Origin of the sequence: Aeromicrobium sp. CnD17-E, assembly GCF_024124745.1 — a bacterium.
Classification (GTDB): Bacteria; Actinomycetota; Actinomycetes; order Propionibacteriales; family Nocardioidaceae; genus Aeromicrobium.
Window position 1 is genome coordinate 1 of the sequence record NZ_JAMXRU010000001.1, and the last position, 26,239, is coordinate 26,239.

Annotated in this window: 29 protein-coding genes and 2 tRNA genes; 13 read left to right on the forward strand and 18 right to left on the reverse strand. The window is 72.2% G+C overall.

Going from position 1 to position 26,239, the window contains the following annotated elements:
- Window positions 1-1,651, forward strand: a 1,651-nt coding sequence (locus tag NH339_RS00005; protein WP_253021338.1) for an ABC transporter permease subunit, incomplete at its 5' end; no start/stop codon positions are given.
- Here NH339_RS00005 and NH339_RS00010 read toward each other — a convergent pair.
- Genes NH339_RS00010 through NH339_RS00020 form a run of 3 tightly spaced genes read right to left on the reverse strand, consistent with a single transcriptional unit; the run spans window position 1,638 to window position 3,703 of the window.
- The gene (locus NH339_RS00010; RefSeq protein WP_253021339.1) at window positions 1,638-2,525 is read right to left on the reverse strand and encodes a hypothetical protein; all 888 of its coding nucleotides are present in this window, start codon (window positions 2,523-2,525) and stop codon (window positions 1,638-1,640) included. The two genes, NH339_RS00005 and NH339_RS00010, sit on opposite strands and share 14 nt — an antisense overlap.
- A gap of 54 nt (window positions 2,526-2,579) precedes the next feature.
- Complete coding sequence (locus NH339_RS00015; RefSeq protein WP_253021340.1) at window positions 2,580-2,900, reverse strand: Dabb family protein; 321 nt, start codon at window positions 2,898-2,900, stop codon at window positions 2,580-2,582.
- Window positions 2,897-3,703 carry an MBL fold metallo-hydrolase gene (locus tag NH339_RS00020; RefSeq protein WP_253021341.1) on the reverse strand — a complete coding sequence of 269 codons (807 nt, stop codon included), beginning with the start codon at window positions 3,701-3,703 and terminating at the stop codon, window positions 2,897-2,899. The genes NH339_RS00015 and NH339_RS00020 overlap by 4 nt, the downstream gene beginning before the upstream one ends.
- Window positions 3,704-3,774: 71 nt before the next feature.
- Between NH339_RS00020 and NH339_RS00025 the strand changes: the two genes are divergently transcribed.
- The gene (locus tag NH339_RS00025) at window positions 3,775-4,197 is read left to right on the forward strand and encodes a VanZ family protein (protein WP_253021342.1); all 423 of its coding nucleotides are present in this window, start codon (window positions 3,775-3,777) and stop codon (window positions 4,195-4,197) included.
- 70 nt (window positions 4,198-4,267) lie between these two features.
- A tRNA-Ser gene (locus tag NH339_RS00030) sits at window positions 4,268-4,354 on the forward strand.
- Between the two features lie 564 nt (window positions 4,355-4,918).
- Here the strand turns inward: NH339_RS00030 and NH339_RS00035 are convergent.
- The 8 genes from NH339_RS00035 to NH339_RS00070 form a co-directional block, all read right to left on the reverse strand.
- Complete coding sequence (locus NH339_RS00035) at window positions 4,919-5,227, reverse strand: hypothetical protein (protein WP_253021343.1); 309 nt, start codon at window positions 5,225-5,227, stop codon at window positions 4,919-4,921.
- Window positions 5,228-5,388: 161 nt separating this feature from the next.
- On the reverse strand, window positions 5,389-5,772 hold the full coding sequence (locus NH339_RS00040; RefSeq protein ID WP_253021344.1) for a hypothetical protein: 384 nt from the start codon (window positions 5,770-5,772) through the stop codon (window positions 5,389-5,391).
- Window positions 5,773-5,786: 14 nt separating this feature from the next.
- Window positions 5,787-7,106 (reverse strand): polymorphic toxin-type HINT domain-containing protein, encoded by a 1,320-nt coding sequence (locus tag NH339_RS18700; protein WP_253021345.1) that lies wholly within the window; start codon window positions 7,104-7,106, stop codon window positions 5,787-5,789.
- The gene (locus tag NH339_RS00050; RefSeq protein ID WP_253021346.1) at window positions 7,103-7,720 is read right to left on the reverse strand and encodes an RHS repeat-associated core domain-containing protein; all 618 of its coding nucleotides are present in this window, start codon (window positions 7,718-7,720) and stop codon (window positions 7,103-7,105) included. The genes NH339_RS18700 and NH339_RS00050 overlap by 4 nt, the downstream gene beginning before the upstream one ends.
- 108 nt (window positions 7,721-7,828) lie before the next feature.
- The gene (locus NH339_RS00055) at window positions 7,829-8,629 is read right to left on the reverse strand and encodes a hypothetical protein (RefSeq protein ID WP_253021347.1); all 801 of its coding nucleotides are present in this window, start codon (window positions 8,627-8,629) and stop codon (window positions 7,829-7,831) included.
- A gap of 71 nt (window positions 8,630-8,700) precedes the next feature.
- The gene (locus tag NH339_RS00060) at window positions 8,701-9,474 is read right to left on the reverse strand and encodes a hypothetical protein (protein WP_253021348.1); all 774 of its coding nucleotides are present in this window, start codon (window positions 9,472-9,474) and stop codon (window positions 8,701-8,703) included.
- Between the two features lie 153 nt (window positions 9,475-9,627).
- Window positions 9,628-10,071 carry a MarR family winged helix-turn-helix transcriptional regulator gene (locus NH339_RS00065; RefSeq protein ID WP_253021349.1) on the reverse strand — a complete coding sequence of 148 codons (444 nt, stop codon included), beginning with the start codon at window positions 10,069-10,071 and terminating at the stop codon, window positions 9,628-9,630.
- A 27-nt stretch (window positions 10,072-10,098) separates the two neighbouring features.
- The gene (locus NH339_RS00070) at window positions 10,099-11,340 is read right to left on the reverse strand and encodes an FAD-dependent monooxygenase (RefSeq protein WP_253021350.1); all 1,242 of its coding nucleotides are present in this window, start codon (window positions 11,338-11,340) and stop codon (window positions 10,099-10,101) included.
- Between the two features lie 142 nt (window positions 11,341-11,482).
- Here NH339_RS00070 and NH339_RS00075 point away from each other — a divergent pair, with 142 nt between their 5' ends.
- Genes NH339_RS00075 through NH339_RS00095 form a run of 5 tightly spaced genes read left to right on the forward strand, consistent with a single transcriptional unit; the run spans window position 11,483 to window position 16,104 of the window.
- Window positions 11,483-12,586 carry an alpha/beta hydrolase gene (locus tag NH339_RS00075; protein ID WP_253021351.1) on the forward strand — a complete coding sequence of 368 codons (1,104 nt, stop codon included), beginning with the start codon at window positions 11,483-11,485 and terminating at the stop codon, window positions 12,584-12,586.
- The gene (locus NH339_RS00080) at window positions 12,583-13,983 is read left to right on the forward strand and encodes an FAD-dependent oxidoreductase (protein ID WP_253021352.1); all 1,401 of its coding nucleotides are present in this window, start codon (window positions 12,583-12,585) and stop codon (window positions 13,981-13,983) included. The genes NH339_RS00075 and NH339_RS00080 overlap by 4 nt, the downstream gene beginning before the upstream one ends.
- Window positions 13,980-14,462, forward strand: a complete 483-nt coding sequence (locus tag NH339_RS00085) for an SRPBCC family protein (RefSeq protein WP_253021353.1) — start codon at window positions 13,980-13,982, stop codon at window positions 14,460-14,462. The genes NH339_RS00080 and NH339_RS00085 overlap by 4 nt, the downstream gene beginning before the upstream one ends.
- The gene (locus tag NH339_RS00090; RefSeq protein ID WP_253021354.1) at window positions 14,459-15,130 is read left to right on the forward strand and encodes a class II aldolase/adducin family protein; all 672 of its coding nucleotides are present in this window, start codon (window positions 14,459-14,461) and stop codon (window positions 15,128-15,130) included. Before NH339_RS00085 ends, NH339_RS00090 begins: the two co-directional genes overlap by 4 nt.
- A complete protein-coding gene (locus NH339_RS00095) occupies window positions 15,127-16,104 on the forward strand; it encodes a carbohydrate kinase family protein (protein ID WP_253021355.1) in 978 nt (325 codons plus the stop codon). The genes NH339_RS00090 and NH339_RS00095 overlap by 4 nt, the downstream gene beginning before the upstream one ends.
- Here the strand turns inward: NH339_RS00095 and NH339_RS00100 are convergent.
- Window positions 16,053-16,748, reverse strand: coding sequence for a TetR/AcrR family transcriptional regulator (locus tag NH339_RS00100; protein WP_253021356.1), 696 nt, complete (start codon window positions 16,746-16,748; stop codon window positions 16,053-16,055). The genes NH339_RS00095 and NH339_RS00100 overlap by 52 nt on opposite strands.
- Before the next feature lie 54 nt (window positions 16,749-16,802).
- Between NH339_RS00100 and NH339_RS00105 the strand changes: the two genes are divergently transcribed.
- Window positions 16,803-17,735: an alpha/beta hydrolase gene (locus NH339_RS00105; protein WP_253021357.1), complete on the forward strand. Its 933-nt coding sequence runs from the start codon at window positions 16,803-16,805 to the stop codon at window positions 17,733-17,735.
- 37 nt (window positions 17,736-17,772) lie between these two features.
- Complete coding sequence (locus tag NH339_RS00110; protein WP_253021358.1) at window positions 17,773-18,426, forward strand: hemolysin III family protein; 654 nt, start codon at window positions 17,773-17,775, stop codon at window positions 18,424-18,426.
- Between the two features lie 4 nt (window positions 18,427-18,430).
- Here NH339_RS00110 and NH339_RS18705 read toward each other — a convergent pair whose 3' ends face one another.
- From NH339_RS18705 to NH339_RS00140, 6 genes are all read right to left on the reverse strand, one after another.
- Window positions 18,431-19,042: a TetR/AcrR family transcriptional regulator gene (locus tag NH339_RS18705; RefSeq protein WP_067860703.1), complete on the reverse strand. Its 612-nt coding sequence runs from the start codon at window positions 19,040-19,042 to the stop codon at window positions 18,431-18,433.
- A 38-nt stretch (window positions 19,043-19,080) separates the two neighbouring features.
- A complete protein-coding gene (locus NH339_RS00120) occupies window positions 19,081-19,485 on the reverse strand; it encodes a hypothetical protein (protein ID WP_067860705.1) in 405 nt (134 codons plus the stop codon).
- Between the two features lie 320 nt (window positions 19,486-19,805).
- Window positions 19,806-19,893 (reverse strand) — tRNA-Ser (locus tag NH339_RS00125).
- A gap of 50 nt (window positions 19,894-19,943) precedes the next feature.
- The gene (locus tag NH339_RS00130) at window positions 19,944-21,008 is read right to left on the reverse strand and encodes a hypothetical protein (RefSeq protein ID WP_253021359.1); all 1,065 of its coding nucleotides are present in this window, start codon (window positions 21,006-21,008) and stop codon (window positions 19,944-19,946) included.
- Window positions 21,005-21,799, reverse strand: coding sequence for a carbon-nitrogen hydrolase family protein (locus NH339_RS00135; protein WP_253021360.1), 795 nt, complete (start codon window positions 21,797-21,799; stop codon window positions 21,005-21,007). The genes NH339_RS00130 and NH339_RS00135 overlap by 4 nt, the downstream gene beginning before the upstream one ends.
- A gap of 90 nt (window positions 21,800-21,889) precedes the next feature.
- A complete protein-coding gene (locus tag NH339_RS00140; RefSeq protein WP_253021361.1) occupies window positions 21,890-23,350 on the reverse strand; it encodes a cryptochrome/photolyase family protein in 1,461 nt (486 codons plus the stop codon).
- A 711-nt stretch (window positions 23,351-24,061) separates the two neighbouring features.
- Between NH339_RS00140 and NH339_RS00145 the strand changes: the two genes are divergently transcribed.
- Genes NH339_RS00145 through NH339_RS00155 form a run of 3 tightly spaced genes read left to right on the forward strand, consistent with a single transcriptional unit; the run spans window position 24,062 to window position 26,226 of the window.
- Window positions 24,062-25,033: an NAD(P)H-quinone oxidoreductase gene (locus NH339_RS00145; RefSeq protein ID WP_067860711.1), complete on the forward strand. Its 972-nt coding sequence runs from the start codon at window positions 24,062-24,064 to the stop codon at window positions 25,031-25,033.
- A 51-nt stretch (window positions 25,034-25,084) separates the two neighbouring features.
- Entirely contained in the window at window positions 25,085-25,636 is a 552-nt protein-coding gene (locus NH339_RS00150; protein ID WP_253021362.1) for a bacterial proteasome activator family protein, read from the forward strand.
- 35 nt (window positions 25,637-25,671) lie between these two features.
- Window positions 25,672-26,226: an HTH domain-containing protein gene (locus NH339_RS00155; protein ID WP_253021363.1), complete on the forward strand. Its 555-nt coding sequence runs from the start codon at window positions 25,672-25,674 to the stop codon at window positions 26,224-26,226.
- Window positions 26,227-26,239: the final 13 nt, after the last annotated feature.

Below are 26,239 nucleotides of genomic sequence, written 5' to 3' on the forward strand. Positions count from 1 at the left end.
CGACCCGGCGCTCACGGTGCTGCGCGCCCGGTACGCCGACCGCGAGGCGACACCCGAGGCGCTGGCCGCGGTCCGCGCCGAGCTCGGCCTCGACGCCGGACCGTTCGCCCTGCTCGGCCAGTGGGTGTTGGGGCTGCTGCGCGGCGACCTGGGCACGTCGTGGATCAGCGGACGTCCGGTCGGGCCGGGCCTGCTCGACAACCTGAGCGTGTCGCTCACGCTCGTGGGCTTCTCGCTCGTGGTCGCGTTCGTGGTGGCGGCCGCGAGCGTCGCCGTGGCGATGCGGGCGGGTCTGCGCGGGCGTCCGTCGTTCGGGTCCGGGTCGGGGTCGGTGCTGCTGACCGCCCTGCCGGAGTTCCTGCTGGCGACGGTGCTGCTGCTCGTCGGTGCCGTGTGGCTCGGCTGGTTCCCGCCGTTCGGCTGGGACGGTCCGGGCCAGGCGGTGCTGCCGGCCCTGGCGCTCGGCCTGCCGGCGGGCGGTCTGCTCGGCCGGCTCACGGCCACGGCGGTGACGGCCGTGTTCACGGAGCCGTGGGTGACGACGTGGCGTGGCGCCAGCTTCAGCCGCCGCGAGGTGGCGCTGGCGGTGCTGCGTCGCGCGGTGCCGTCGGTGCTGCCGCAGCTCGGTCTCGTGGTCGTCGGCCTGACGGGCGGCGCGGTGGCGGTCGAGGAGATCTTCGCGATCCCCGGCATCGGTCGCGCGCTGCTCGGAGCGGCCGCCGCGCAGGACCTGCCCGCCCTGCAGGCCGGTCTGCTGCTCCTCGTGGTCGTCGCCGCCGTCGCGGGCGGGCTGGCGTCGCTGGTCGGCCGGCTGATGCTCGGTCGGGCCGTCCGGTTGTCGGCGCTGTCGCTGCCGGAGCCGGTGGTGGTCCTGCGTCGTCGCGACCTGCTCGTCCCCGGCGTGGCCGGCGCGCTCCTGCTCGTCGTCGTGGTCGCTGGCCTGCTCGGCGACCCGTCGACGTCGGCGCACCCCCGCCTCGCGCCGCCGTCGCCCGGGCTCTGGCTGGGTGCCGACGCCAGCGGTCGCGACCTGCTCGCCCGGGTCGGTCACGGCGCGCTCACCACCGTCGGCACGGGGCTCGTGGTGCTGGTCCTGTGCCTGCTGATCGGGCTGGCGATCGGGTGTCTCTCGCACGCCGCCACCGGACCGATCGAGATCGCGAACGCGGCGCCCCCGGTGCTCGCGGGCCTCGTCGTGGCCGCGGTCGCCGGACCGTCGCAGCTGGGTGCTGCGGTGGCGGTGACGGCGGTGAGCTGGGCGCCGCTCGCCGCGCACACGTCGGCGTTGCTGCGCGAGGCGAGGTCGCAGCCGCACGTGGCCGTGCTGCCGGTGCTCGGGGTCGGGCCCGTGCGCCGGCTCGTGCGGCACACGCTGCCCGCCGTCGTTCCGGCCGTCACCCGCCACGCAGCGCTGCGGCTCCCCGGCATCGTGCTCGCCCTGGCGTCGCTCGGCTTCCTGGGTCTCGGCGCGCGACCCCCTCGCCCGGAGTGGGGTCTGGTGCTCGCCGAGGGCTCCGCCTACGTCGAGCGTGCCCCGTGGACGGTGCTCGGCCCGGCGGGTGCGCTGGTGCTCGTGTCGGTGCTGTCGGTCGGCGCGACGGCCGTCCTCACCACCCGCCGGAGCGGGCGCGCCACCCCTACGGCTGCGTGAACTTCTGGCCCTGGTCGTCGCTGACGTAGCTCTGTGGGTCCTCGCCGACCACGGCCGCGACGAGGGTGTCGTTGGCGGCGATGCCCCGGGCGGGGTCGCCGACGATGCAGCCGCCCGGCGCCCACGTGCGGCCCGAGTCCTTCGTGCTGAACAGCTGGGCGGCGCAGCCCTCGAAGCGGGCGAGCGCGTACCCGGCGTTGAACGTCGTGAACACGGCGGTGCGGCTGTTGTCGAGGCGACCGAGCAGCAGCCACTTGCCGCCACCGTCGCCGCTGCCGACGACGTCGCCGTCGATGCACGTGACGCGCGCGAAGTCGTCGTCGATCTGCGACAGCGACGAGAAGGTGCAACCGGGCTTGGACTCACCCTTCGAGGGCGACACGGCGACGGTGGGGTCGGACGGCGACGTGTACCACCGGGTGATCGTCGGGTCGTCGACCCACGTGGCGCCGCCGTCGGTGGACGAACGCTGGCGGGCCTGGCAGTCCTCGCCGGCGCCGACGACGGTCACCTCGCCACCCGAGCGGGCCTGGACGGCGGTGATGACCTTGAGCTCGGGGTCGCGCTTGGTGGGTGACGCGCCGTTCTTCGTCGAGGTCCAGAGCGTGGCGTTCGTGCGGCCCTCGCAGGCGCCGCGGGTGGCGAACACCCAGGTGCCGTCGTTCGCGAGGTCCATGCTGGCGGCCTGGGCGGGCTTGAAGTCGAACGCCTGCTGGTTCGTCTTGCGCTCCGGGGTGGGCGACTCGGTGGCGGCAGCCGGGCCGAGGCCGCTGCCGGGCGGCGCGCGGTGGACGTGCTGGAAGACCAGGACCACGAGCACGACGTCGACGAGGACGAACGCGACGAGCGCGATCAGGGACAGGGGCTTCGGCACGTGGCCGAGTCTAGGGGCCGGACGGCCCACCGGGGCCTACTCGCGCAGACCGGGTCACGTGATGTCGTCGGCGTCCCGACCCTGGGGTTCGGGGTAGTCGCCCACCCACCAGTCGGCGGTCTCGCGCAGCAGCGCTCCGGCCTCGGCGTGCCGCGGGTGTGCCTGGAACGCCCGGAACGCCGCCTCGCTCTCGAAGAGCGCGTTCTCGACGACCACGACGCCCTTGCGGGTGTCGTCGGAGACGCGCACGGTCCACTCGAGGACGCCCGGCAGGTCGTGCAGGCTCGCGAGCGCCGCGACGGCCGCGTCGCGGGTGGCGTCGTCGGTGCCGTCGTGCAGCCGGAAGAGCACGACGTGCCGGTACGGCTCGCTCACTGGGCGGGGCCGTCGACGAGCTCGTCGGTGATGCGTCGGTCGTGCGCGGGGACGACGAGCACGTCGGGCAGGGAGGCGAGGCGTCGCAGCTCGCGGTGGTTGGCGCGGATGCGGGCGCGGTCGCGGCCGACGGTCTGCTCGAAGGCGCGGAGGGTGCGCACGGGCGCGAGCCGCTGGCCGTGGGGGCTGTGGTCGCTGACGTGGCTGGCGTCGAAGACGGCGTCGCCCGCGTGCACGACGACCCCGTCGGGGGTCTCGACGGCGACGGCCGCGTGCCCGCGGGAGTGGCCGGGCATGGGCACGAGCACGACGCCGGGCAGCACCTCGTGGCCGGTGAGGCCGTAGCGCCACTCGTCGCCGCGGCCCTCGTGCAGCACGAAGCGGGGGCCGTGCTCGAGCTGCTGCGGCCGGTAGCGGGTGCGGTCGAGCAGGTCGGGGTCGGTGACGGCGGCGGCGTGCTCGTCGGCGGTGGTGTGCACGGCGGCGTCGGGGAAGTCGGACAGTCCGCCCGCGTGGTCGAGGTCGAGGTGGGTGAGCACGACGTGGGCGACGTCGGACGCGTCGAAGCCGCGGGCGCGCAGCTGGTGCAGGACGGTGCGGTCGGGGTCGCCGTCGGGTCGCAGCAGGTGGCGGATGGGCCCGAACCGGCGCGCGGGGTCGGTGACGTCGGCGGTGCCGAAGCCGGTGTCGACGAGGACGAGCCCGTCGTCGGTGTGCAGCAGGAACACGTGTGCGGGGAGCCCGGGGAGGGTGAGGGGGTTCATGACGGCTGCCCTGAGGTGCTCGACGCGCATGTCGCTCATGGTGGCAGAGGTGCGGTGTGTTGGGTCACGAACGGCGGTGGCCGGGTGGGGGCGCGCCCTAGGCTCGGGGGATGCGCCGCTCCCCCACCCACGTCGTGCTGGCGCTCGCGTACCTGGCGGTGCTGGCAGCGATCGCGTTCTGGCCGACCCCGGTCGACCAGGGGGTGGACGTGCTGAACTCCTGGCCGGTGCGGTGGCTGGAGTCGTCGTTCGGGATGCCGCGCCCGACGGGTTACGACGTGGTGCAGACGGCAGCGAACGTCGTGCTGTTCGTGCCGCTCGGCTGGCTGGCGGTCGCGTTGACGCGGCTGTCGTGGTGGCAGGTGACGGCGGCGGGCTTCGTGCTGTCGTCGGGCATCGAGGTGGGTCAGGCGCTGCTGCGTCCGGAGCGGTTCGCGACGGTGTCGGACGTCGTCGCGAACACGTCGGGGGCGCTGCTGGGCGCGGTCGCGGCGACCGTCGCCCTGCGTCGTCGCGTGCCGGCGAGAGCCTGAGGGTCGGCCCGATTCGTCCTGCGCGGCGGGGCCTCGCTATCCTGTACCGGTTGCCGCCCGGCGGCGACGTGGAGATGTCGCATAGTGGCCTAGTGCGCCCGCCTGCTAAGCGGGTTGAGGGTTAAACCTCTCGCGGGTTCAAATCCCGCCATCTCCGCCGAATGCCGAAGGCCCCCAGCGCTCTTTGCTGGGGGCCTTCGGCATTCGATGAAGGACGTCGGGATTTGGGAGGAGCGAGGAACGAGCGACGGTTCCCGCCATCTCCGCCAAACGATCGAGGACTCCCAGCGCTCTTTGCTGGGGGTCCTCGATCGTTTAACGAAGGCGTCGGGATTTGGGAGGAGCGGCGAGGGACGAGCGACGGTTCCCGCCACCTCCCCCAGCCCCGCCGACCTCAGCCTGGTCTACCCCTCCGAATCCACTGGTAGTCGCGGACCGATGAGAACAGCATCAGCGCACAGAGAGCTAGGGGAACACACGCGAGACCCACGAGGAATCGGCGGTTGCTCTCCGGCTCCCCTGCTCGCATGAACAGGATGAGCCACGCGAGGGCGAGGAAGAAGGCCGTCCGCAGGACGGCTTGCACCACGACGCACCTGCCCGTCTCGCACCGGCGGACCGATCGAGTCATTTCTGATCCATCCTCACCGATCGCGCCCCGATGCCACGGAACCCTGGACAAGGTCTGACGACGCCCTCTGCGACATCAGAAGCCCCGACCTCAGTCACCGAGAAACCGCAGCTCGACCTGACCCGACAGTTCGACCCCGATCCTGCACAACTCTCGGATTCGCATCAGGGCGTCCCTTCGGTTGTCTGCGATCTCGGTCGAGAGGCGCTGCAGCTCCATCTCGAGTGCCGGGAGTTCTCCCCGCGCAAACGTCGCGCAACCATACGGGTCGATCCTACGAACGAGCGGGGAACCAGCTTGATGGTCGTCCGCAAGGACATACATCTCGAACAGCTCCCACCACACCTGAAGACCGTCGACGATCGCATCATCTCGCCACAGCTCAACGTTGATCGCCACCGCAACATCATCCAGAACAGCGTGCGCCCAAAAGGCTAGAACTCACAGAGTTCTCCCTCACATCCGGTGGGAGACGAGGCGCGGCCAACGCCCTGTGCTCGAGCCTCACACGTGCGAGCCTCAGAGGCAGGGCGTATCGGACCGTGACGGACCACGCTCGCTCAGACGCCCCCTACGTCGATGTCGATCGCGTAGATGCGGCGAATGTCCTCTGCGAACTCCCCGCCTCCGTGGGGCGGGAGGTGAGACCACCACCATGGGCGGCCAGGCCGCACCTCGACTCCGTTCTGCAACAGTCGTCGTAACCTCGTATCGGTCCTCTCGATTGAGGCTTCGTAGGCGAGCCAGTCCGGGAAGGTGCTTAGTTCCGGATCTCCCATGACTTTCTCAAGAACGTCGCGCACTGATAGCTCGTTCTCGTACTCATAGAGACTCCCCGAGTAGCCGCTCAGGACATCAGCAGTAAATCCCTCCCAGTCCTCGCAGTACTCGCTCGGTCCGCGATCTGATCGCACTCCGCTCGGCAGGACCTTCGCGATGAACATGTCACGAAGCGTCATCACTGCCTCCAAAAGTACTCGACGGGATCGCCGTCAGGTCGGAAGAACGTTCGAATCCTTCCATCCGATGTCCGCACCCCGAAGTGTCCAGTGCTTGGGTCGACCCTGAGCAGGTCCGTTCCTCTCATCTTCTCCAAAACACCGTCCCCGGCTGCTCCGCCCATGAAGTCCCTCGCTGCAACTCGGTATTCGGCCAACGAGGCAAACTCTGGCATGTCGGCGCCACCTCGTTTCACAGCCGCGTCGCCTTTGTCGAGTACTACTCCCTTTGAATGCTTCGCGTAGTGCTTGAAGGCTTCGGCCTTCGATCCAAAGTCCGCAACCGATTCCACGGTTCCGCAGTTGTGAACAAGAGAGCCTGAGGCACCGACGTGATAGGTGTGAAGGCCTGACACTGTCAGGTTGTAGGCCGTTCCGCCTCGCCAACTGGACTGGTCGAGCCGACTAGAGCGACTCGTACCTCTGTCCCAGCGCAGGAGCAGCTCACCGCGTCGGAGCTCTTCGGCGTCCTTGAACCGGCCCTCGCTCTCGGACCAGAACGGGTGGTCCTCGGTCGTGGTGATCGTCTCGCCGTCGACCTTCAGATCCACCAGCGCATCACGGTGCTTCCACACGTGCGTTACGGTCCGCGGACCCTTCTCGCCCGTCTTGGGATCAGTGGCCCAGACCTTCTCGCCGACCCTGACCTTCTCGATGGGCTTCTTGGACTTGTCCCCCATCAACACCAACGTGCGACCAGCGAACGAGTTCAACGAACACGCATGCTCACGTGGGCCCGAGCTCTTGCTGCTGCCCCCTCCGCCGCGCCTCGGAGCCTCCGTCTTCGCACTCGCCTTGCGCGCACCACCAGCACTACTGCTCGGTGAACGCTTGACCTTCGCCGCCAGCGACTTCAGCTCCGCAGCCTGCTTCGAGATCTGCCCATCGAGCTTGCTCAACGCCGCCGACGCAGCCCGCTCCGTCAGCACGTCGTTGAACGAACGGACGTTGTCGATCAGGTTCTTGACCTTCTTGATCGTCTTGCCGGCCTTGAAGATCGCCGCCCCAGCCGTCCCCGCGACCGCCCACGCGCACGCGCCGACATCGCGGTCCATCACGCACCGCTTGATGTCACCCAGACCCGAGGCCTCCACCCCCAGATCGACCAACGCGCCCTTCCAGTCGAACTCCGCAGCAGCCTTCTTCGCCAACGCCTCGCGACGCGACATCGACGCCGCCAGCTCCGCCTCACCCCGACGCTGCAGCTCAGCCGCCGTGTAGATCGACCCGTCCGGACGAACCGTCTTGCCCGTCTCACGAGTCTTCCCGTTCTCCGTCACGCGGCACGGACTCGGCCCTCCGTGCACGTCACCCGGTGACCATCGGGATCCATCATGTTCACCGGATTGCCGTTCACGTACGTGTACGTGTTCGCCGTCAACGGATCCGTCGTCACCGACAGGTCCGTCGGAGGCGCAGCCACCCGATACGTGTCCGGCGTCGTGAACGCCGCATCCGACGGGTCGTACGTGCGCGTGCCCAGCTGGTAGGAGCCCGTCGACCCGTCACGCGCCTGCCCGCGGTACCAGAGGCTGTTCGCCGTGGCGCTCATCGCCGTCCCCGAGCGGCAGACGTCGTTGCCGCCCGTGGTCGCCGGGTTCACCGGGTTGCCGAACGGATCCAACGGCGCAGCACATTGCACCGCATCATCGGTCCCGACGACGGTCGTCACGTTGCCCCGACCATCGGTGTCCAGGAACGCCTTCCCCGCACCCGCACCGGACTGCTCGTAGGCCATCGCCTGACCATCGGCACCCAGCTGGTAGACGATGTCCGGCGCCGAGTTCGCGCCGTTGACCGCATCGGTCTGACCCACCATGGTCGTCGTCATGCCGTCATAGACGTTGCGGGGCGTCACGTTCGCCGCCGCGACACTGTCGCCCGTCACCGCCATCGAGCGCTGACGATCCAGCCCGTCATAGGTGTACGTCGTCGAGCGCCCGCCATCGGACCCGCAGCGTTGCGCCCCGGACTGGTCCTGGGTCTTGATTGGCGGTAACGGCTAGAAGACGAAGAGGTCCGCCGTCGGCGACCAGACCACTGACACGAACCGGCCGTCGGCGCGGACGGCGGCCCGCCAGCCCGTCCACGACGTTTCAGCCTCGACGGCGCACGACTCTCCCTCGAGCACTGGGCTCTCGACAGCCGGCCGACCCGACCAGCGCTCGAACCGGTCGGCGAGCTCGGGGCAGGTGACCTCGGAGTCGTCCCACACCCGCAGCGCCTCGGGCGGCTCGTCGGGTGACGAGTCCGCGGCAGGCTCGTCGGGCTGCGCCGGTCGGCTCTCGCCCCCGGACGGGAAGTCGGCAGCTGCCGACGCGAGGCGCGCGTCCACCCGGGCGGCGTAGAACGCCATCGCTCCGCCGACGACGACCGGCACGAGCACGGCGGCGGCGCAGAGCGCGGTGGCGAGTCCACGCCGGCGCGGGAGGAGCAACGCCGTGACCACGGCCAGCGCCGCACACGCGAGACCGATCCAGCCAGCCCACCACATGACCGTCCCTGCGGCGTCCGACGTCCCGAGCGCGATCCAGAAGCCCGCGGCCCCGCACACCACCGGTACCGGCGTGGCCAGGACGGCGAGGGCCGCGCGGGGCACCCTCCGCCGGCCTGCCTGCGGGGCGCGGCCGAACAGCGCCACCAGCACCTCGACGAGACTCCAGGCCAGCAGCCCGACGGCGATGCCCGACCACAGCGCCGACTCCAGCACCTCGATGCCGGAGCCCAGCGTCGCGACCACGGGGATGCCGACCGCGGGCGCCACGAAGCTCCCGACGAACCTCCACCACCCGGCCGATGCCATGAGGCACGCTAGCGCCCGGACGGTGCACTGCGCCTCGGCTCGTGAGCCCTGACGGAGCTACGGGTCGCTGACTACTGCGCGACCCACGACGCCGTCGGCGACCAGGCGGCGACGAGCAGGGTCCCGTCGGGTCGGAGCGCGGCGCGCCGGCCGAGCCATGCCGAAGTGTGCTCGAGCCTGCACGTGCGGTCGCCAGGAACGGACGCCACGGCACGTCCCGTCCAGTCCTCGAACCTCCGCGCGAGGTCGGCGCAGGTCAGATCAGCACCAGGCCACGCGCGGACCACCTCGACCATCTCGTTCTCGGAGAGATCGACCGCTTCGTCTCCGTCCGCCGGGCGGCTCGGGCCGCGCGCCGGGAAGTCGTCCACGGCCGCCTCGACCCGCTCGTCGGTACGCAGGGCGACGATCCCCATCGGGACGGCGACCAGTGCCGGCACGAGGGCGCCGACGAGGCACAGACCCACGCTCACCTCGCGAGCGCGCGCAGCGAGGACACCGAGGACCACTCCGACGACGAGGCACCCGGCTCCGACCTGGACGCCCCGCATCATCCAGCCGGCCGCAGCCTCCGAGGCCGCCCCGCCCACCCAGATGCTCGCGACGAAGCACACGACCGGGACCGCCGCCGCGCCGAGGGCGACGGCCAGCACCGGCATCGGCCGCCCGAGCGACTCGGCGTGCTGCGACGAGGCCACCGCCCACCCGACCAGGCCGGTCAGCACCCCGATCGTCGCGGCCGCCCCGACGTTCTCGACGCCGAGCGCGAGGGCGAGCAGGACGGTGGTCGCGACGGCGGGGAGCACACCCGCCTGCACGAACCTCCGCCATGCCGTCGACCCCATCCCGGCACGCTAGCCGGGGCGAGGGACCAGACGCCGTGTCGTCCGCGCGGAGTCGGTCGTCCGCACGGCGTCGTCGACGGTCGGACGGCCGCGATCCGCTGTCGGCTCGGCGCCGGTGTGGACGCCTGACTTGCGGCCACCTGCAGCGGTGAGTCAGGGATGACGCGGGAGCACGGCGGCGAAGCGGTCGAGGGTGGCGCGGACGGCGTCGAGGACGCTGTCGTCGTGCTCGGCGAGCAGCGCCTGCAGCGCCAGACCCGCCTGCGTCGTGAACTCCTCCGCCCGACGTCGTGCGGCCGGCGTCGGGCGCAGCGTGACCACCCGACGGTCGTCGCTCTCGCGGCTGCGAGCCACCATCCCGTCGCGCTCGAGCCGGTTGACCAGGGCGTTCGTGGCGCCCGACGTCAGCCCGACCCGCTCCGACAGGCGGGCCGGCGACATCGGCCGCCCCGTCGCCTCCGCCCACAGGACCTCGCCGAACGCGGCGCCGTCGGACAGCGGCAGGCCCATCCAGCGCGCAAGGTCCTGGACCGACTCCTGGTACGCGACCACGTAGCCACGCAGCGCCTCGAGCATCCTCGCCGCCGACTCGGTCATCCGGCACCTCCTGGTCGGAGCAGGACTCTACGCCGCCGGACGCCCCTCGCGCCGGGAGAACGCGTAGTCCGGGAGGATCGGCTCACCCTTGCGGTCGGGCAGGAACACGCGATCGAGCAGGGAGCTCAGCGGCTTCGTCCCCGCCAGCCGGAACATCGTGTTGATCACCCGCACCCCGAAGCGCGACGACGGGTGCATCACCCGGGCACCGCCGGGCGGCAGCGACTGGTGCCGGTCGACGTAGGCGCGCAGCGTCGACTCGTACGTCGCGAAGGCGTCGGCGTGGGTGCGCTCCTCGTGCAGCGTGCGCTCCAGCTCACCGGCGAGGACGTACGCCCCGACGAGCGCGAGCGTCGTGCCCATGCCGGTCGGACCCGACCCCCACGCGGCGTCGCCGAGGAACGCGACCCGACCCTCGCTCCACGTCGGGAGCACGATCTGCGCGAACCGCTGGGCGTACAGCTCCTCCGGGTGCTGCTCGAACCCGTCGAGGACCCGCTCGGTCTGCCAGCCGGCGTCCGCGAAGCGCTCACGCAGCACCGTGAGCTGGGCGTCGGTGTCGAGCCGCTCGAACCCGAACGGCTCGCACGCGAAGGTGAGCGTGGCGCGGATCGTGCCGACGTCGTCGGGCCGCAGGGTGACCGACCGGCCGCGCGGGGCGGTGTACCAGTCCCAGAAGTCGGTGTCGTCGGGGCGACGGTCGATCGTGCCGTACGCCATCGAGACGCCGGCGTCGCGGACCTCGGTGCGGTCGCCCATGACGAGCCGGCGGGTGCGCGACCCACGCCCCTCGGCGACGAGGAGCAGGTCGTACCGCTCGCGCGTGCCGTCGGCGAGCTCGACGTCGACGCCGTCGGCATCCTGTTCCACAGCCGTCACGTAGGTGCCCCACCGCTGCTCGACGTCGGACGGCACGGTGCCGAGCACGATCTGCGACAGGCGTCCGCGGAGGATCTCGATCTCGGCGGTGGGTCCGTCGACGTCGGCGCCCTCCTGCTTCGGCAGGACGGAGACCGGGGTCCCGTCCGGGCCGATGAATCGGGTGCCGTCCTCCCCGGTCAGGTGCGCCAGCACCTCCTCCTCCACCCCCATCCGACGCAGGACCTGTCGGCCGAGGCCGCGGACGTCGATGTTCTGGCCGGTCGTGCGCGGCTCGGGCGAGCGTTCGAGCACGGTGACGTCGAAGCCGGCGCGCGACAGGCCCCACGCCAAGGCGGGTCCGGCGATGCTCGTGCCGGTGACGAGCACGGTGGGTCGGATGGTGGACATGGTGGCTCCTTCGACAGAGATGTCACTTCACTGTGAAGTCTTCGTCGCCACTTCGCACCTCCACCGAGACGTCGACGCCAAACATCGGACAGATGTCCGATGTTGGGTGTACCCTGGCTCACACGCCAGCGAGGGAGCCCGTATGTCCGAGAACCACCCCACCCAGCGACCCCTGTCCGACCGGGTCGCGCGCCGCGTGGTGCGCACGCTCGGTCGCCTGCCGCAGCCGCTCAAGCGCGCCATCGCCGGAAAGCCGATCTCGATCGACGGGCAGACGCTCGACGTCGAGGCCCAGGTGGGGGTGCGGCTGCTGAACCTCGCGGTCGGCGAGACGTTCGAGACACTGCCCGTCGACGAGGGCCGCCGCCAGATCGACGGCGAGGCATGGGTGTTCGGCTACGAGCACCCCGTGCACGACGTACGCGATCTCATCCTCCCCGGACCCGGCGGTGACCTGCCCGCTCGGATCTACCGTCCCGCCGGGCTGCCCGCGCTGTCCGCCGGCCTCGTCTACTTCCACGGCGGCGGGTGGGTCCTCGGGAACCTGGGCTCCGCCGACTCCGTCTGCCGCTACCTCGCCGACACCGCCGGCGTCACCGTGGTCTCCGTCGACTACCGCCTCGCCCCCGAGCACCCCTTCCCGGCCGGCGTCGACGACGCAGTCGCCGCGTTCCGCCACGTCGTCGCTCACGCCACGGACCTCGGCATCGACCCGTCGGCCGTGGCCGTCGGCGGCGAGAGCGCGGGCGGCAACCTGACCGCCGTCGTCTCCCTCGTCAGCACGCTGGAGGCCCGCACGGACCCGTCCGTCCCGGTACCCGCCTTCCAGCTGATGTTCATGCCGGTGACCGACCTGACCACCAAGCACCGCTCGTACGAGCTGTTCAGCGACGGCTTCTTCCTCAGCGACGCCCAGATGGACTGGTACAAGGCGCACTACCTGACCGACCCGGCCCAGGCCCACGACCCGCGCGTCTCCCCGCTGCTCGCCGCCGACCTCGAGGGACTGCCGCCCGCGCACGTCGTGGTCGCCGGGTTCGACGTGCTGCGCGACGAGGGCGAGGCCTACGCCACCCGACTGCTCGAGGCCGGCGTGCCCACCACGTTCATCCGCCAGGAGGGCATCGTCCACGGGCTCGTGAACGCCACCGGCGTCGGCACCGTCGCCCGCCGTGTGCTCGACGAGGCCGCCGGCCAGCTGCGCGAGCGGCTCGTGCCGCTGGCCGCGGAGGAGGCGGTCCGATGACCTCGCGGGAGCGCCGCAGGGTCGACGTCGTCGTGGTCGGGGCCGGGCTCGCCGGCCTCACCGCGGCCCGACGTCTGCAGGAGCGTGGCCGCTCGGTGCTGGTGCTCGAGGCCCGTGACCGCGTGGGTGGGCGCACCCTCAACCACGACCTCGGCGACGGGCAGGTGGTCGAGTCCGGCGGGCAGTTCGTCGGGCCGACTCAGGACCGCGTGCTCGCGCTGGCAGCCGAGCTGGGCGTCGACACGTTCCGCGCCCACGACGTCGGCGACACCGTGTACGTGCACGGGAAGGCGGTGCGCCGGTTCAGCGGCGACATCCCCCCGGCCTGGACCACCCTCCCCGACCTCGGTCTCCTCATGGCCCGGCTCGACCGTGCGGTGCGGCGCATCGACGTCGACGCACCGTGGCGCTCCCCCGACGCCCGACGCCTCGACTCGATGACCACCGAGTCGTGGGCGCGTTCGTTGTCGCTGGGCGGCGGCGCCGTGGAGGTCCTCGAGATCCTCCTTGGCTCCGCGTACGGCACGACGGCCGCGGAGGCGTCGGCGCTGTTCACCCTCTGGTACGTGGCCGGCGCGGGCGACGAGACGCACCGCGGCACCCTCGACCGCATGATCGGCGTCGACGGCGGGGCACAGGAGTCGCGGTTCGTCGGCGGCTCCCACCGCCTCTCCGCCCTGCTGGCCGCCGACCTCGGCGACGCGGTGGTGCTCGACGCCCCGGTGCGCCGGATCGCGCAGGACGCGTCGGGCGGGCGGGTGTCGACCGACCACCTCGACGTCGACGCGCAGCACGTCGTGGTCGCGGTGCCGCCGCACCTCGTGGCCGGCATCGACCTCGAGCCCGCGCTCCCCGCCCCGCAGGCCGAGCTGTTCCGCCGCATGACGTTCGGGACGCTCATGAAGTGCGAGGCCGTGTACGACGAGCCGTTCTGGCGTGCGGACGGGCTGTCCGGACAGGGGCTGTTCCGTGGCGACGCGGAGCCGGTGTGCTCGATGTTCGACAACACCCCGCCGTCCGGCGCCCCGGGGGTGCTCATGGGATTCCTCGGCGCGCACGCCTGGAAGACGTGGGCCGACCGGCCGGCCGCGCAACGGCGAGGGGCGGTGCTGCGCAGCTTCGCCCGCGTCGTCGGGCCGCGCGCGCTCGAGCCGACCGACTACTGGGAGCAGGACTGGACCACGGAGCCGTGGACCCGCGGCGGGCCGACCGCCGTGCTCGCGCCCGGCGTGCTCACCGAGCTCGGACCGTGGCGCGACGTGCCCCACGGCCGCGTCCACTGGGCGGGGGCCGAGCACGCGAACCACTGGAACGGCTACATGGACGGCGCCGTCCGTACCGGCGAGGACGTCGCCGACCTCATCACCCGCACCACCCGCCACGAGGAGACCGCATGAGCCAGCACCGCGTGCGCGCCGAGCGCCGCATCGACGCCCCCGTCGAGGACGTCTGGGCCGTCGTCGACGACACGTCCCGCTACGCCGAGTGGGTCGACGGCTGCCTGGAGGTGACCCGCCACCACGGCAGCGCCACCGTCGGCGACACGTACGGCGAGCGCAACAGCACCCTCGGACCGCTCATCGCCACGACGACGTGGACCGTGCTCGAGGTCGAGCCGCCCGTGCGGCGGGTCGACGCAGGGGAGGGCCTGGCCCCCTTGCGGGACTTCCGGAACGTCTTCACCTTCACGCCGACGTCGGACGGGCGGGGCACCCTGATGACGTACGAGGTCACCTTCGGCCTCGCGCTCGGACCGCTCGGTCGCGTGCTGGCGGCCGTCCTCGGCCGGTCGTTGCCGCAGGAGTTCCAGCGGTCGATGCAGAACCTCGACACCCTGCTGCGCTCGGAGCGACCCCTGCCGCGGGAGGCCCGATGACCAACCCTGAGACCGACGACCCCCGCGAGGCGCTCGCCGCCGCCGCCCGCGAGCTGGCCGACGCCGGCCTGCTCGTCGGCACCGCCGGCAACGTGTCGACCCGCCTCGGCGACGACCGTGTGCTCGTGACCGCCACCGGCGTGGTGCTGGGGCGCTGCACCGCCGACGACGTCGTCGAGACCGACCTGGCGGGCACGGTCGTGTCGGGGCGGCTGAAGCCGACGTCGGAGCTGACGCTGCACCTCGACGTGTACCGCCGCACGTTCGCCCGGGCCTGCGTCCACACGCACTCCCCCGCCGCCACCGCCGTGGCGTGCGCCCCCGCGCGCTTCGGGTCGATGCCGGTGCTGCACTACCAGCAGATCCTGCTCGGCGGCGAGATCCGCGTCGCCCCGTACGCCACGTTCGGCACGCCCGAGCTCGCCGAGCACGTGCTCGCCGCGCTCGACGGACGCCAGGCGGCACTCATGGCGCACCACGGCGCCGTCGCCCTCGGGCAGGACCTGCGGTCGGCCGTCGACCACGCCCTGCTCGTCGAGTGGCTCGCCGAGCTGCTGCTGCGCGTGAGCCAGGTGTCCGAGCCCGTGCCCCTGACCGAGGAGCAGCAGCTCGCGGTCATCACCCAGGCGCTGGAGCGCCACTACGGAGCCGTCCAGGAGAACCCATGAGCACCTCGTCCACCCCCGCGTCCTCCAGACCCGCGCCCGCCACCCCCGGGACCGTCACCGTCGCCGCCGTAGGCGTGCACGTGCTCGACGCCCACGCCGTCGGCATCGAGTCCGTGCCGGAGGGCTCCGAGGGCCAGCTCGTGGAGTCGATCCGGCTGTCGGCCGCCGGCACCGCCGGCGGCGCCGCCCTGGTGCTGAGCCGCCTCGGCGCGCACGTGCGGTCCTACGGCGCGGTCGGCGACGACGCGGCGGGCCGCACCCTGCGCGCGCTGCTGGAGGACGAGGGCGTCGACGTCGCCGGCCTCGCGACCCACCCCACGGAGCAGACGTCGGCCTCCGTCATCCCCGTGCGACCGAACGGCGACCGACCGGCGTGGCACGTCATCGGCGCGAACGGCGGGTTCACCCTGCCCGACGTCGCCGACCTCGCGGGCGTCGACCACCTCCACCTGGGCGGACCCGAGTTCGTCGGCGGTCCCGCCGCCGGCGAGCTGCTGGCCGCCGCCCGCGCCGCGGGCATCACGACGTCGATCGACGTGCTCGCACCCGGCGACCCCGGCATGCTCGAGTGGATCCAGGACGCGCTCCCGCACTGCGACGTGCTGCTCCCGAACGACGAGCAGGTGCTCGGCTTCACCGGTACCACCGACCTGGTCGAGGGTGCACGCGCCCTTCTGCAGAAGGGTGTCGGCTGCGTCGCGGCGACAGCCGGCGAACGCGGGGCCGTGGTGGTGACGGCCGACGAGGTGGTCGAGGTGCCGGCGTTCGCGATCGACGTCGTCGACACCACGGGCTGCGGCGACGCGTTCTCCGCCGGTTTCGTCCTCGGGCGCGCCGCGGGTCGCTCCGCGGAGGAGTCGGCTCGACTGGGCTGCGCCGTCGCGGCGCAGGTGGCACAGGGTCTCGGCACCGACGCCGGCTCCTACGACCTCGCGTTCGTCGACGCGTTCGCCACCTCCACGCCCACCCGCTGAGCCCACGTCGGCCGAGGCCCGTCGGCGGCAGCCGCCGGGAGCACCAGCGCCTCCCAGACGAGCCGGTCGAGGTCGGTCGCCGACGTCGCCCCAGGGTCGAGCAGGCTCTGCCCGACGACGCCGCGGTGCAGCACGATGCCGAGCTCGACGAGCCGGTCGACCTCGACCTGCAGCACGAGGCCGAGGTCGGCCACGGACCGTCCCACGACGTCCACGACCTGCTCGTGGACCTCGCGTCGCACCCGCAGGTACTCACCCCCGACGTCGGGGTGGCGCACGGCGCGGAGCATGTACTCGGTGCTGACGAGCCACCAGCGACGGTCCGAGAGCTCCGCGCCCACCGCGTCGGCCACGGCGGCCACCGCGGAGGCGGGCTCCACCGGCGCACCAGCACCGGCCTGCCGCCGACGCCGCGACACGAGCCGTCGCAGGCTGCGGTCGATCGCCGCGACCCGGTCGAGGGCCTCGCGGCGGTAGAGGGCGACGAAGAGGTGGTCGAGCGTGGCGAACTCGGCGTAGAAGGCCGCCGGCGTGGTCCCGGCGCGAGCGCACAGCGGCTCCACGGCGGCGTCGCGCCAACCCAGCTCGGCGACGGTGGCGACGGCGGACTCCAGCAGCCGCTCGTGCAGGGAGGACTCGTCCATGAGTCGATCCTAGCGAACATCGGACAAGTGTCCGATGTTCGCTAGGATGAGTCCATGGACACCATCCTCCTGCGCTCCTCCCCGTCATGGCGGATGCGCCTCGTCTGCCAGGTCCTGGCCGCGCGCGGCACCAAGCGCGTGCTGGGGTCGGCCGAGCAGACGGAGCACGACCGTCGGCGCAACGTCGCGCGTGGCGTGCCGGCGCCACGCCGGCGCCACTCGGCTCGGTACGGGTTCCGCGAGACGACCCTCGCCGACGTGCGGTGCCTGGAGGTGGTCGACTCCCGACGTCCCGACCCCCGCCGCACCATCGTCTACGTGCACGGCGGCGCGTACGTGAACCCGCCAGTCGTGCAGCACTGGGACCTCATCGCCGCGCTGGCGACCGAGAACGACGCGCGCGTCGTCGCGCCGCTGTACCCGCTCGCGCCGGCAGGCACCGCCGCCACCGTCGTACCGCTGATGCTCGACGTCGACGCCGCGGTGCGCGCCAGGTACGGGCCACGGGTCGTGTGGGCGGGCGACTCCGCCGGCGGTGGCCTCGCGCTCGCCACCGCGCTCGCCCTGCGCGACCAGGGCAGGACCGTCCCCGACCACCTCGTGCTCGTCGCGCCCTGGCTCGACGTGACGATGTCCAACCCCGGGGTCGGCCAGGTGGAGCCGCGCGACCCGTCCCTCGCCGTGCCTGGCCTGCAGCACGCCGGGCGGCTCTGGGCCGGCGGCACCGACCCGCGCGACCCTCTCGTGAGCCCCGGGTTCGCGGACCTCGACGAGCTGCCCCCGACCACCCTCGTCGTCGGTGACCGGGACCTGTTCCTGCAGGACTGCCGCGACCTGGCCGAGCGTGCGGGTCGTGCCGGTGTCGACGTCTCGCTGGTGGAGGCCGCAGGCGGGTTCCACGTGTTCCCGGCCGTGACGTTCCTGCCCGAGTCGAAGGCCGCTCGGCGGCACGTCTCCGCACGCCTGGCCGAGAACCCTCGTGGCTGACCGGTCGTCCAGCACTCCTCGTGCCGCAGGCGGCGGGGTGTCAGTGGCCGAGGTCGTCGCGCGGGTGGCGAAGCCTCGGCTGCGCGGCTGGCTGCACGCCACGGCCACCCCGCTCGTGCTCGCAGCCGGCATCGTGCTCGTGGCCCTCGCCCCCGCGGCCGACACCGGCTGGGCGAGCGCCGTGTACGGGCTCACCGGCCTCGTGCTGTTCGCGACCAGCGCCACCTACCACCTCGGCCGGTGGTCGCCCGTCGTCGAACGTCGCCTGAAGCGGGCCGACCACGCGAACATCTACCTGATCATCGCCGGCAGCTACACCCCTATCGCGGTGACCGCCCTCGACGACTGGCAGCGCGCCACCGTGCTCACCGTCGTGTGGGTGGGCGCCGCGCTCGGCGTCGGCTTCCGGCTGCTGTGGATCGACGCGCCGCGGTGGCTGTCGACCCTGCTCTACGTGGTGCTCGGGTGGAGCATCGCGCCGTTCATCGGCAGCGTGTTCGGCGTCGACGTCGCCGCGGGCGTGCTCATCGCCACCGGCGGCGTGCTCTACACCCTCGGCGCCGTGGTCTACGCGACGAAGCGGCCCGACCCCGCGCCGGCGTGGTTCGGCTTCCACGAGGTCTTCCACGCGTTCACGATCGCCGCCTGGACGTGCCAGTACGTGGCGATCAGCCTGCTCGTGCTGGGCTGACCGCTCACTCCCAGTCGGGGCCGAGATGCACGGCCGCGAGTCGCCGCAACGCGTCGCGGCGCACCTCGGTGTCGTCGGGCCGCGGCGCCGCGACCGAGAGCAGGGCGAGTCCGTCGAGCAGTGCCACGAGCTGACGCGCGGCCAGCCGCGGCTCGTCGACCTCCAGCGCCTCGAACACGGCGACGGCGGTGTCCTCGTACACGCCGACGATGCGCTGCACCGCCGCCCGCAGCTCCGGTCGGCGCGTGGTGGCGAGGTAGGCCTCGAACTGGGCGACCAGCGGACCGGGACGCTGCACCGACATCAGCTCGATGAGCCGCTCCACGACCTCGCGTCGAGAACCGCCCTCGGCGTCCCGCAGCTGCACGATGAGCGCGTCGGCACCGGCAACGACGTCCTCGGCGATCTTGGTGACGGCCTCGCCGATCAGGTGGTCCAGGGAGTCGAAGAAGTACGACGTCGTCGACAGCGGCACCCCCGCGGCAGCAGCCACGGACCGGTGGGTGACGCCCTCGATGCCCTGCCGCTCGATCACCTCGACCGTGGCCGCGACGACCTCCGCGCGCCGCTGGTGGCCGCGTGCGTAGTGGGAGCGTGGCTTCGACGTCGAGGGCACGGGACGAACCTACCGTTCGACGGACGGGGCGACCGGTGTCACTCGAAGCGGCGGTAGCCGTGCGCGGTGTTCAGCCGGTCGTACACCTCACGCACGAGCTCCGGCGCCCGCGCGCCCACCGTCGCGAGCGAGAGCCGCAGCGCCTTCTGGTCCGCCCCCTCCTCGCCCAGCGCGAGCAGCAGCATGCCGTCGCGCACGGACACGTCGGCGACGTCGACCCAGCGCTCCCGCGCCCGGCGCGTGCGGATGCCGTGCGCGTCGAGCCTCGCCACCACGGGCGGACGCGCCACGAGCACCACCGCCGCGAGGAGCAGCAGCACCGTGACCACCCCCGCGAGCGCCGACGTCGCCACGAACGCGACGAAGCCCGTGACCGCCGCGACGACCACGACGACCCCCACCACGGCGAGAGCGGGGGCGCGGTCGAGGCGGTAGGTGGTCATGAGGTCCTTCAGTCTGCCCTACCCCGTTGAGCGTGACGTTTGGGGCCCGATTCGTGATGCTCGGGGCCCGAAACGTCACACTCAACGAGGGTGGGGCGCTGCGTCAGGTCTCGCCGGTCGAGTAGCGGCCACGCGTGAGGGACGAGCGTCGTGGCCGCGTATCGAGACCACTCGGCAACGGCTCAGCGTCGGCCCGTTGCGCGCCGGTGGCAGAGGGGGCGGGACTCCGTCGCCGCTCGTCCCTCCCCCGCAAGCGGGAGGTGCCCCCAGCGGCTCCTCCTCGAATCCGGAGCCCTCTGCGAGGGGGCGCTTCGCGCCGGTGGCAGAGGGGGCGGGATTCGAACCCGCGGTAGCTCTCGCTACGACCGCTTTCAAGGCGGTTCCGATCGGCCACTCCGGCACCCCTCCACGGCAACCGCCAGGTCAGGACCGAGGCGACGCCACCGCCGATTCTCGCACTACTTCAGCGGCGCGATCCGGCCAGGCTCCGAGCGCAGCGTCGGCATCAGCACCCGCGACGACCGCGACCCGCGCTCGCGCACCAGCAGGAACCGCGCCACCAGGCCCACCAGCACGCCCAGCACCACCGAGTACGCCGTCGACAACGCGATGTACGACGGGTAGGCCCCCGGCGACACCAGCGACGTCGTCAGCACGCCCGTGCCCAGCACCGCGAACACCAGCACCCACCAGCCGTCGCGCCGCTTCGACCGCAACGACACCCCGACGATCAGGGCCGGGAAGCCGATGAAGACCTCCACCGGCCGGGGCACGCCACCGACCGTCTCCCGCATCCACGTGACGGCGTTCGAGATGCCCTCGACCAACGACTCCGAGCCGTGCGTGCGCACCACGCTGGAGTAGGCCAGCAGCACCACCAGCACCATCGCGACGCCCGAGATGATCGCCAGGTTCTGCTTGCCGAGCCCGTGCAGACCGGCGCCGAGGTTCCAGACGAACGCGATCGCCACCGTCAGCGACGCCGCCAGCACCACGAGGTTGAACCGCTGGTAGGCCACCGGCGCGTTCCACGCCGCCACCGCCACCGTGCCGCTCAACGCCACGAGCAGCGCGATCGCGAACTCCTTCACCGCACCGACTGCGGTTCGTGCGGGCCTGGTCGCGACCACCGCCCACACGCTCGCCAGGATCGCCGACACCGCCGCCGCGGAGGCCACGAGCAGGTTCACGCCCGTCGCCAACGCTGCCACGGCGAGCACCGACGACGCGACCGTCCAGATGCGCATGTGGCCACCACCGCGGTGCGTCAGGCCGATGCTGAACACGACGAGCAGCAGCGCCGCACCCACCCGCTCGATCCACTGCGGGTGCGCGACCGCCACGAGGGACGAGCCCGCGGCCACCACACCCACGACCCACGCGACGATCGTGGCCGCGAACGCGTACCGGGTGGCGGTCGGCGACTCCAGCCGCGGCTGACGGACCGGGACGTCGTAGTCGACCGGCACCGAGGTGTCGAGCCGACGGCGTCCGCCGCTGCTCGTGGCGTGCGTGCGGCTCACCGCTGGCCCATCCGTCGGTTGGCGAGCGACGGGTTGACCTCGCGGGCTCGCGCGACGTCGGCGGGGTCGATCTCGGCGGTCACCACGGCGTCCTCTCCTGCATCCCCCTCGGCGAGGGTAGTGCCCCACGCGTCGAGGACGAGGGAGTGTCCCGTGTACCGCTCGCCACCCTGCGCGGCCGCCACCACGGGCACGACGTCCTCCACCGCGCGGGCGGTGAGCAGCGTGCGCCAGTGGTGCAGCTTGTGCTCGCCCGCCACCCAGGCGGCCGGCACCACGAACGTCTCGGCACCTGCGTCGACGAGGGCGCGGCCCAGCTCGGGGAAGCGCAGGTCGTAGCAGGTCATGAGGCCGACCGACGTCGAGGAGCCGTCCGCCACCGGCACGTCCACGACCACCGGATCGACGTCGCCGCCGCGCAGCCGCGAGGACTCCGTGTAGCCGAAGGAGTCGTAGAGGTGGATCTTGCGGTACGTGGCGCGCAGGCCGCCGTCGGCACCCAGCACCACGAGCGTGTTGTAGGGCAGGTCGTCGGTCTCCTCGAACATGCCGGCCACGACGGTCGCGCCCAGACGTCGGGCCTGCGCGGCCAGCGTCGCGACGAAGGGTCCGTCGAGCGGCTCGGCGACCGCGGCGAGGTCGTGGTCGGCGGGACCGAAGTCGTGCATGGTCGCCTCGGGCAGGACGACGAGGTCGAGGTCGGCGGGGAGCGCGCCCAGGCGGGCCTCGACGAGGCCCCGGTTCGCGGTGGAGTCGATCGTCGACGCCACCTGCACAGCCGCCACACGCATGCCGTCCAGTGTGACAGGGGCGGACTGAGAGCGGGATGAGACCGGTTCCCGACGACCTTCGGGTGCCGGTCAACCCTGCAATGCCAGGCGTCAGTCGCGCAGGAACGGCGCGGCGGCCCGGGTGTGCGCGGCCTTCGTCGCGGGCTCCATGCCCTCGTAGGAGCGGGCCATCATGCGCGAGCGCGGGTTGGTCGCGAAGACGTCAAGGTGGTCGCGGACGAACGTCCAGTAGAGGCCGTCCCACGCCTCGCACCAGTCACCCTTCGGCAGGTCGGACATGCGGCGCAGGTACGCCGACCCGGACACGTACGGCTTCGTGGTGACCAGCGGACCCGCCGCGAACTGGCTCATCGCGTACACGTTGGGCACCATCACCCAGTCGTAGGCGTCGACGAAGAGCGCCATGAACCACTCGTAGGCGTCGTCGGGGTCGATGCGCATCAGGCACATCGCGTTGCCGACGACCATGAGCCGCTCGATGTGGTGCGCGTAGCCGCTCTCCAGGACCCGCTCGAGCACGACGTCAACGGGCGCCAGGCCCGTCGTCGCGTCCCACCAGCCGCTCGCGAGCGACCGGGTGTGGCCGAGGTGGTTGGTACTGCGCATCCGCCGTCCGTGGGTGACGTAGACGCCGCGCATGTACTCGCGCCAGCCGATCACCTGGCGGACGAAGCCCTCCAGCGACGCCAGCGGCACGTCGTGGTCGTCGGCGTGCGCGAGCACGCGGTCGAGCACCTGCTGAGGCGTGAGCAGCCCGATGTTGAGGGCCGGGGTGAGGACCGAGTGGAACACGGTCGCCGACCGGGTCGTGATCGCGTCCTCGTAGGGACCGAAGGTCTCGAGCCGCTCCTCGACGAACTGCTCGAGCATCTCGGCGGCCTCGTCGTGGTCGGTCGGCCACGCGAAGGCGTCGACGTCGCCGGGCGCGTCGGGGAAGGCCTGCTTGACCCAGGCGATCGCGCCGTCGACCGCGTCGACACGCTCCGGTCGCGTCACGTCGGGCACGTCGACGCCCTTCGGCAGCTTCTTGCGGTTGTCCTCGTCGAACGACCACTTCCCGCCCACGGGCTGGTCGCCGTCGACGAGGACGTCGAGACGCTGCCGCTGCCACGCGTAGAAGTGCTGCATGCGCGGTCGCTTGCCGCCGAGCTGCTCGCGCACCTGCTCGCGGGTCGTGAGGAAGCAGGGCGTCTCCAGCCACTTCAGCTCGACGCCCACGTCGTCGGCGCACGCCTCGAGGTCGCGCTCGAGCCAGTCGTCGACGACGTCGTGCACGCTCACCTCGTCCGTCGCCCGGAGCTCGCGCGCCAGCGCAGCCCGGCTCGTCGTCCGCCCGTCGGTCCGCACCCACACGACCTCGTGGCCGGCGTCGGCGAGCCGCTGCGCGAACCGCTCCATCGACGCCCGGTGCAGCACCAGCTTCTGCGCGTGGAACGCGTACTGCCGGAAGAGCAGGTCATGCTCGACCAGGACGAACGTCGTGCCCGAGGGCGCCTCCAGGTGCTCCAGGAACAGCTGGTGGGGCAGCACCAGGCGGATGCGTCGACTCACGCGTCCACGCTAGGGCGGGGTGCGGGGGTCCGCCTGTCCAGTGGGGTGCAGCTCTCTGCTCGGGTGGGGCTGCGCTGGCGTGGCTTCTCTCTCGGGTGGGGCTGCGTCGGTGCGGCTTGTCGTGGACCTGCGCTCCGAAAGGCCTCGACCGGGCGGCTGGGCGGGCGCCGGTCCGGGGTCTCGGGCTGCGGGTCGGTGTTGAGGGTCGAGCGGTGGGTTTGCCACCGCATCGCCGTTGGCGGTGGATCTGCCACCTTCTGAGCGCTGTACAGGTGGTAGATCCACCTCCGAGGGGTCAGACGTGGCAGAGGTTCTCCCTTCTCGTGGACCGTGCCACGAGAAGGGAGAAGCACTGCCCACCCCACCCCCAAGTCCACCCACGATTCTTCCTTCGTGCGTCGAAGGTCGAACGCTTCTGCATCGATGACGGGATCCCGCAGAAAACGCAGAAGTCTTGGCCCTCCGACGCACGAACGCAGATTCTTGCGCCCCACGCGGCCCGCAGCCCGAGAACCCGAGCCGCCGAAGCACCCAGCCGCCCGGTCGAGGCCCTTGCGGAGACCACCCCCAGCGACGGCCGAGGCAGCGCACCAGCACGACAAGACCCGCGCAGGCGGCGCACCAGCACGACGAGACCCCCACACACCACCCCACCCGTCCATCCCGTGACCGCCGAGGCGTACCCAAGGTGGCGCGGCTAGCCTCGGACGCATGCGTGCTGTCGTGGTTCCGGAGCCGGGTGGGGTCGAGGCCCTGCAGGTCGTCGACGTCGAGACGCCTGAGCCGGGGCCCGGTGAGGTGCTGGTGCGGGTCACCGCGGCCGGCGTCAACCGGGCCGACCTGATGCAGCGCCAGGGGTTCTACGACCCGCCGGAGGGTGCGACGCACGTGCTGGGCCTGGAGTGCTCGGGCGACGTGGTCGCGCTGGGCGAGGGCGTCAGCGAGTACACGGTCGGCGAGCACGTCGTGGCGCTGCTGTCCGGCGGCGGCTACGCGGAGTACGTGGCGGTGCCGGTCGGGCAGGTCGCGATGGCGCCGCGCGACATCGACCTCGTCGACGCGGCCGGCCTCATGGAGGTGGCGGCCACCGTCTGGTCGAACGTGTTCATGATGGCCAAGCTGCAGCACGGCGAGACGCTGCTGGTGCACGGTGGCGCGAGCGGCATCGGCACGATGGCGATCCAGCTGGCCAAGGCGTTCGGCGCGCGGGTCGTGGTCACCGTCGGCAGCGAGGAGAAGGCGGCCTTCTGCCGCGACCTCGGCGCCGACCTGGTCGTCAACTACCGCGAGACCGACTTCGTCGACGCGCTCGACGAGGCGGGGCTCAAGGCCGACGTCATCCTCGACATCATCGGCGCGAAGTACCTCGACCAGAACGTCCGCGCGCTGAACACGGCCGGACGTCTGGTCGTCATCGGGCTGCAGGGCGGCGTCAAGGGCGAGCTGAACCTCAACCGGCTCCTCATGAAGCGTGCGGCGGTCATGGCGACGTCGCTGCGGGCACGACCGACGCAGGAGAAGGCGGCGATCGTGTCGGCGATGGTGGCGCAGGTGTGGCCCCTGGTGGCCGAGGGCACCGTGCGTCCGATCATCCATGCGCGCCTGCCGTTGGAGCAGGTGCGCGACGCCCACCAGCTGCTCGAGGACTCCTCGCACACCGGCAAGGTGCTGCTGACGCTCTGAGCGACGCGCGGCCGAGGGGTGCGTGTCGGCGTGCTCTCCTAGGGTGGGGTCATGAGTGATGCTCCCCATGAGTCCGCGATCCCGCCCCAGGTGATCGGCCCCGACGGTTCCCCCGTGCACGGCTCGGCCGCGCCCGGCGGCGACGTCGAGCCGCAGCAGCGTGGCACCGCGCTGGGCGACCTGGTGGAGCAGCCGGCGAAGGTCATGCGCATCGGCGGCATGATCCGTCAGCTGCTGGAGGAGGTGAAGGCCGCACCGCTCGACGACGCCAGCCGCGTCCGTCTGCGCGAGATCCACCGCCAGTCGGTGAAGGAGCTCGAGGACGGCCTGGCGCCGGAGCTGGTGGCCGAGCTGCAGCGGCTCAGCCTCCCGTTCGAGGACGAGGCGCCCTCCGACGCCGAGCTGCGGATCGCCCAGGCGCAGCTGGTCGGCTGGCTCGAGGGGCTGTTCCACGGCATCCAGGCCGCGCTCTACGCGCAGCAGGTGCAGGCGCAGGCTCAGTTCCAGAACATGAGGCTGGCACTTCCGCAGTCAAACGGCACCGAAGGTGACCAAAGTACCGATTCGTCGCAATCGGCTCCCACGGGAGGCATGTACCTCTAGGGTGTCGCCAAAGGATGCGAACGGGAGAGGGACCCATGACCATCGTGACCGACATCGACGCGCCTCCGTGCACCCGGGAGCCCGTCTTCCGTGACGAGCGCCTGTACCTCGGCGCCCACGAGCTCGACGCGGCCAGCCGCGCCGGGATGGGCGAGGTGCTGGCGCAGGCGCACCGCCGCTGCGCCGGCTGCCCCCTGCTCGTCGACTGCCTCTACCGCGCGGTGGTGGAGGTCGACGTGTCCGGCTTCGTCGCCTGCACCACCGAGGCCGACCGCGCCGCCATCCGCGACAGCCTCGGCATCGTCGTCGACGCAGCACCCACCGGCTCGTACGGCCCCGCCCGCAGCGGCGCCGGACCCGTGAGCCACGAGGCGGTCCTCACGGCGCGCACCACGCACCCGAAGGACACCTGCCAGCAGCTCGCCGAGCGGCTGGGCTGCTCGACGTCGACCATCAAGCGCCACCTGCGCCGGGCCCGCGCCGAGGCCGCCCAGGCCGACGTGCAGGTCGCGCCCAGCCCCCGCCGGGTGCCGACCGTCGACGACGTCCTCGACGCGTTCGACACGCTCGACGCCGCGCGCCTCGCCTGACCCCCTGGACCGG

What these genes read in the sequence shown, in the direction of transcription:
- NH339_RS00020 (WP_253021341.1), bottom strand. Translation starts at nt 3,703, where the DNA reads ATGAGCGACATGCGCGTCGAGCACCTCAGGGCAGCCGTCATGAACCCC.
- NH339_RS00025 (WP_253021342.1), top strand. Translation starts at nt 3,775, where the DNA reads ATGCGCCGCTCCCCCACCCACGTCGTGCTGGCGCTCGCGTACCTGGCG.
- NH339_RS00040 (WP_253021344.1), bottom strand. Translation starts at nt 5,772, where the DNA reads ATGTTCATCGCGAAGGTCCTGCCGAGCGGAGTGCGATCAGATCGCGGA.
- NH339_RS00050 (WP_253021346.1), bottom strand. Translation starts at nt 7,720, where the DNA reads ATGGCGGTGACGGGCGACAGTGTCGCGGCGGCGAACGTGACGCCCCGC.
- NH339_RS00055 (WP_253021347.1), bottom strand. Translation starts at nt 8,629, where the DNA reads ATGGCATCGGCCGGGTGGTGGAGGTTCGTCGGGAGCTTCGTGGCGCCC.
- NH339_RS00060 (WP_253021348.1), bottom strand. Translation starts at nt 9,474, where the DNA reads ATGGGGTCGACGGCATGGCGGAGGTTCGTGCAGGCGGGTGTGCTCCCC.
- NH339_RS00065 (WP_253021349.1), bottom strand. Translation starts at nt 10,071, where the DNA reads ATGACCGAGTCGGCGGCGAGGATGCTCGAGGCGCTGCGTGGCTACGTG.
- NH339_RS00070 (WP_253021350.1), bottom strand. Translation starts at nt 11,340, where the DNA reads ATGTCCACCATCCGACCCACCGTGCTCGTCACCGGCACGAGCATCGCC.
- NH339_RS00075 (WP_253021351.1), top strand. Translation starts at nt 11,483, where the DNA reads ATGTCCGAGAACCACCCCACCCAGCGACCCCTGTCCGACCGGGTCGCG.
- NH339_RS00080 (WP_253021352.1), top strand. Translation starts at nt 12,583, where the DNA reads ATGACCTCGCGGGAGCGCCGCAGGGTCGACGTCGTCGTGGTCGGGGCC.
- NH339_RS00085 (WP_253021353.1), top strand. Translation starts at nt 13,980, where the DNA reads ATGAGCCAGCACCGCGTGCGCGCCGAGCGCCGCATCGACGCCCCCGTC.
- NH339_RS00090 (WP_253021354.1), top strand. Translation starts at nt 14,459, where the DNA reads ATGACCAACCCTGAGACCGACGACCCCCGCGAGGCGCTCGCCGCCGCC.
- NH339_RS00095 (WP_253021355.1), top strand. Translation starts at nt 15,127, where the DNA reads ATGAGCACCTCGTCCACCCCCGCGTCCTCCAGACCCGCGCCCGCCACC.
- NH339_RS00100 (WP_253021356.1), bottom strand. Translation starts at nt 16,748, where the DNA reads ATGGACGAGTCCTCCCTGCACGAGCGGCTGCTGGAGTCCGCCGTCGCC.
- NH339_RS00105 (WP_253021357.1), top strand. Translation starts at nt 16,803, where the DNA reads ATGGACACCATCCTCCTGCGCTCCTCCCCGTCATGGCGGATGCGCCTC.
- NH339_RS00120 (WP_067860705.1), bottom strand. Translation starts at nt 19,485, where the DNA reads ATGACCACCTACCGCCTCGACCGCGCCCCCGCTCTCGCCGTGGTGGGG.
- NH339_RS00135 (WP_253021360.1), bottom strand. Translation starts at nt 21,799, where the DNA reads ATGCGTGTGGCGGCTGTGCAGGTGGCGTCGACGATCGACTCCACCGCG.
- NH339_RS00145 (WP_067860711.1), top strand. Translation starts at nt 24,062, where the DNA reads ATGCGTGCTGTCGTGGTTCCGGAGCCGGGTGGGGTCGAGGCCCTGCAG.
- NH339_RS00150 (WP_253021362.1), top strand. Translation starts at nt 25,085, where the DNA reads ATGAGTGATGCTCCCCATGAGTCCGCGATCCCGCCCCAGGTGATCGGC.
- NH339_RS00155 (WP_253021363.1), top strand. Translation starts at nt 25,672, where the DNA reads ATGACCATCGTGACCGACATCGACGCGCCTCCGTGCACCCGGGAGCCC.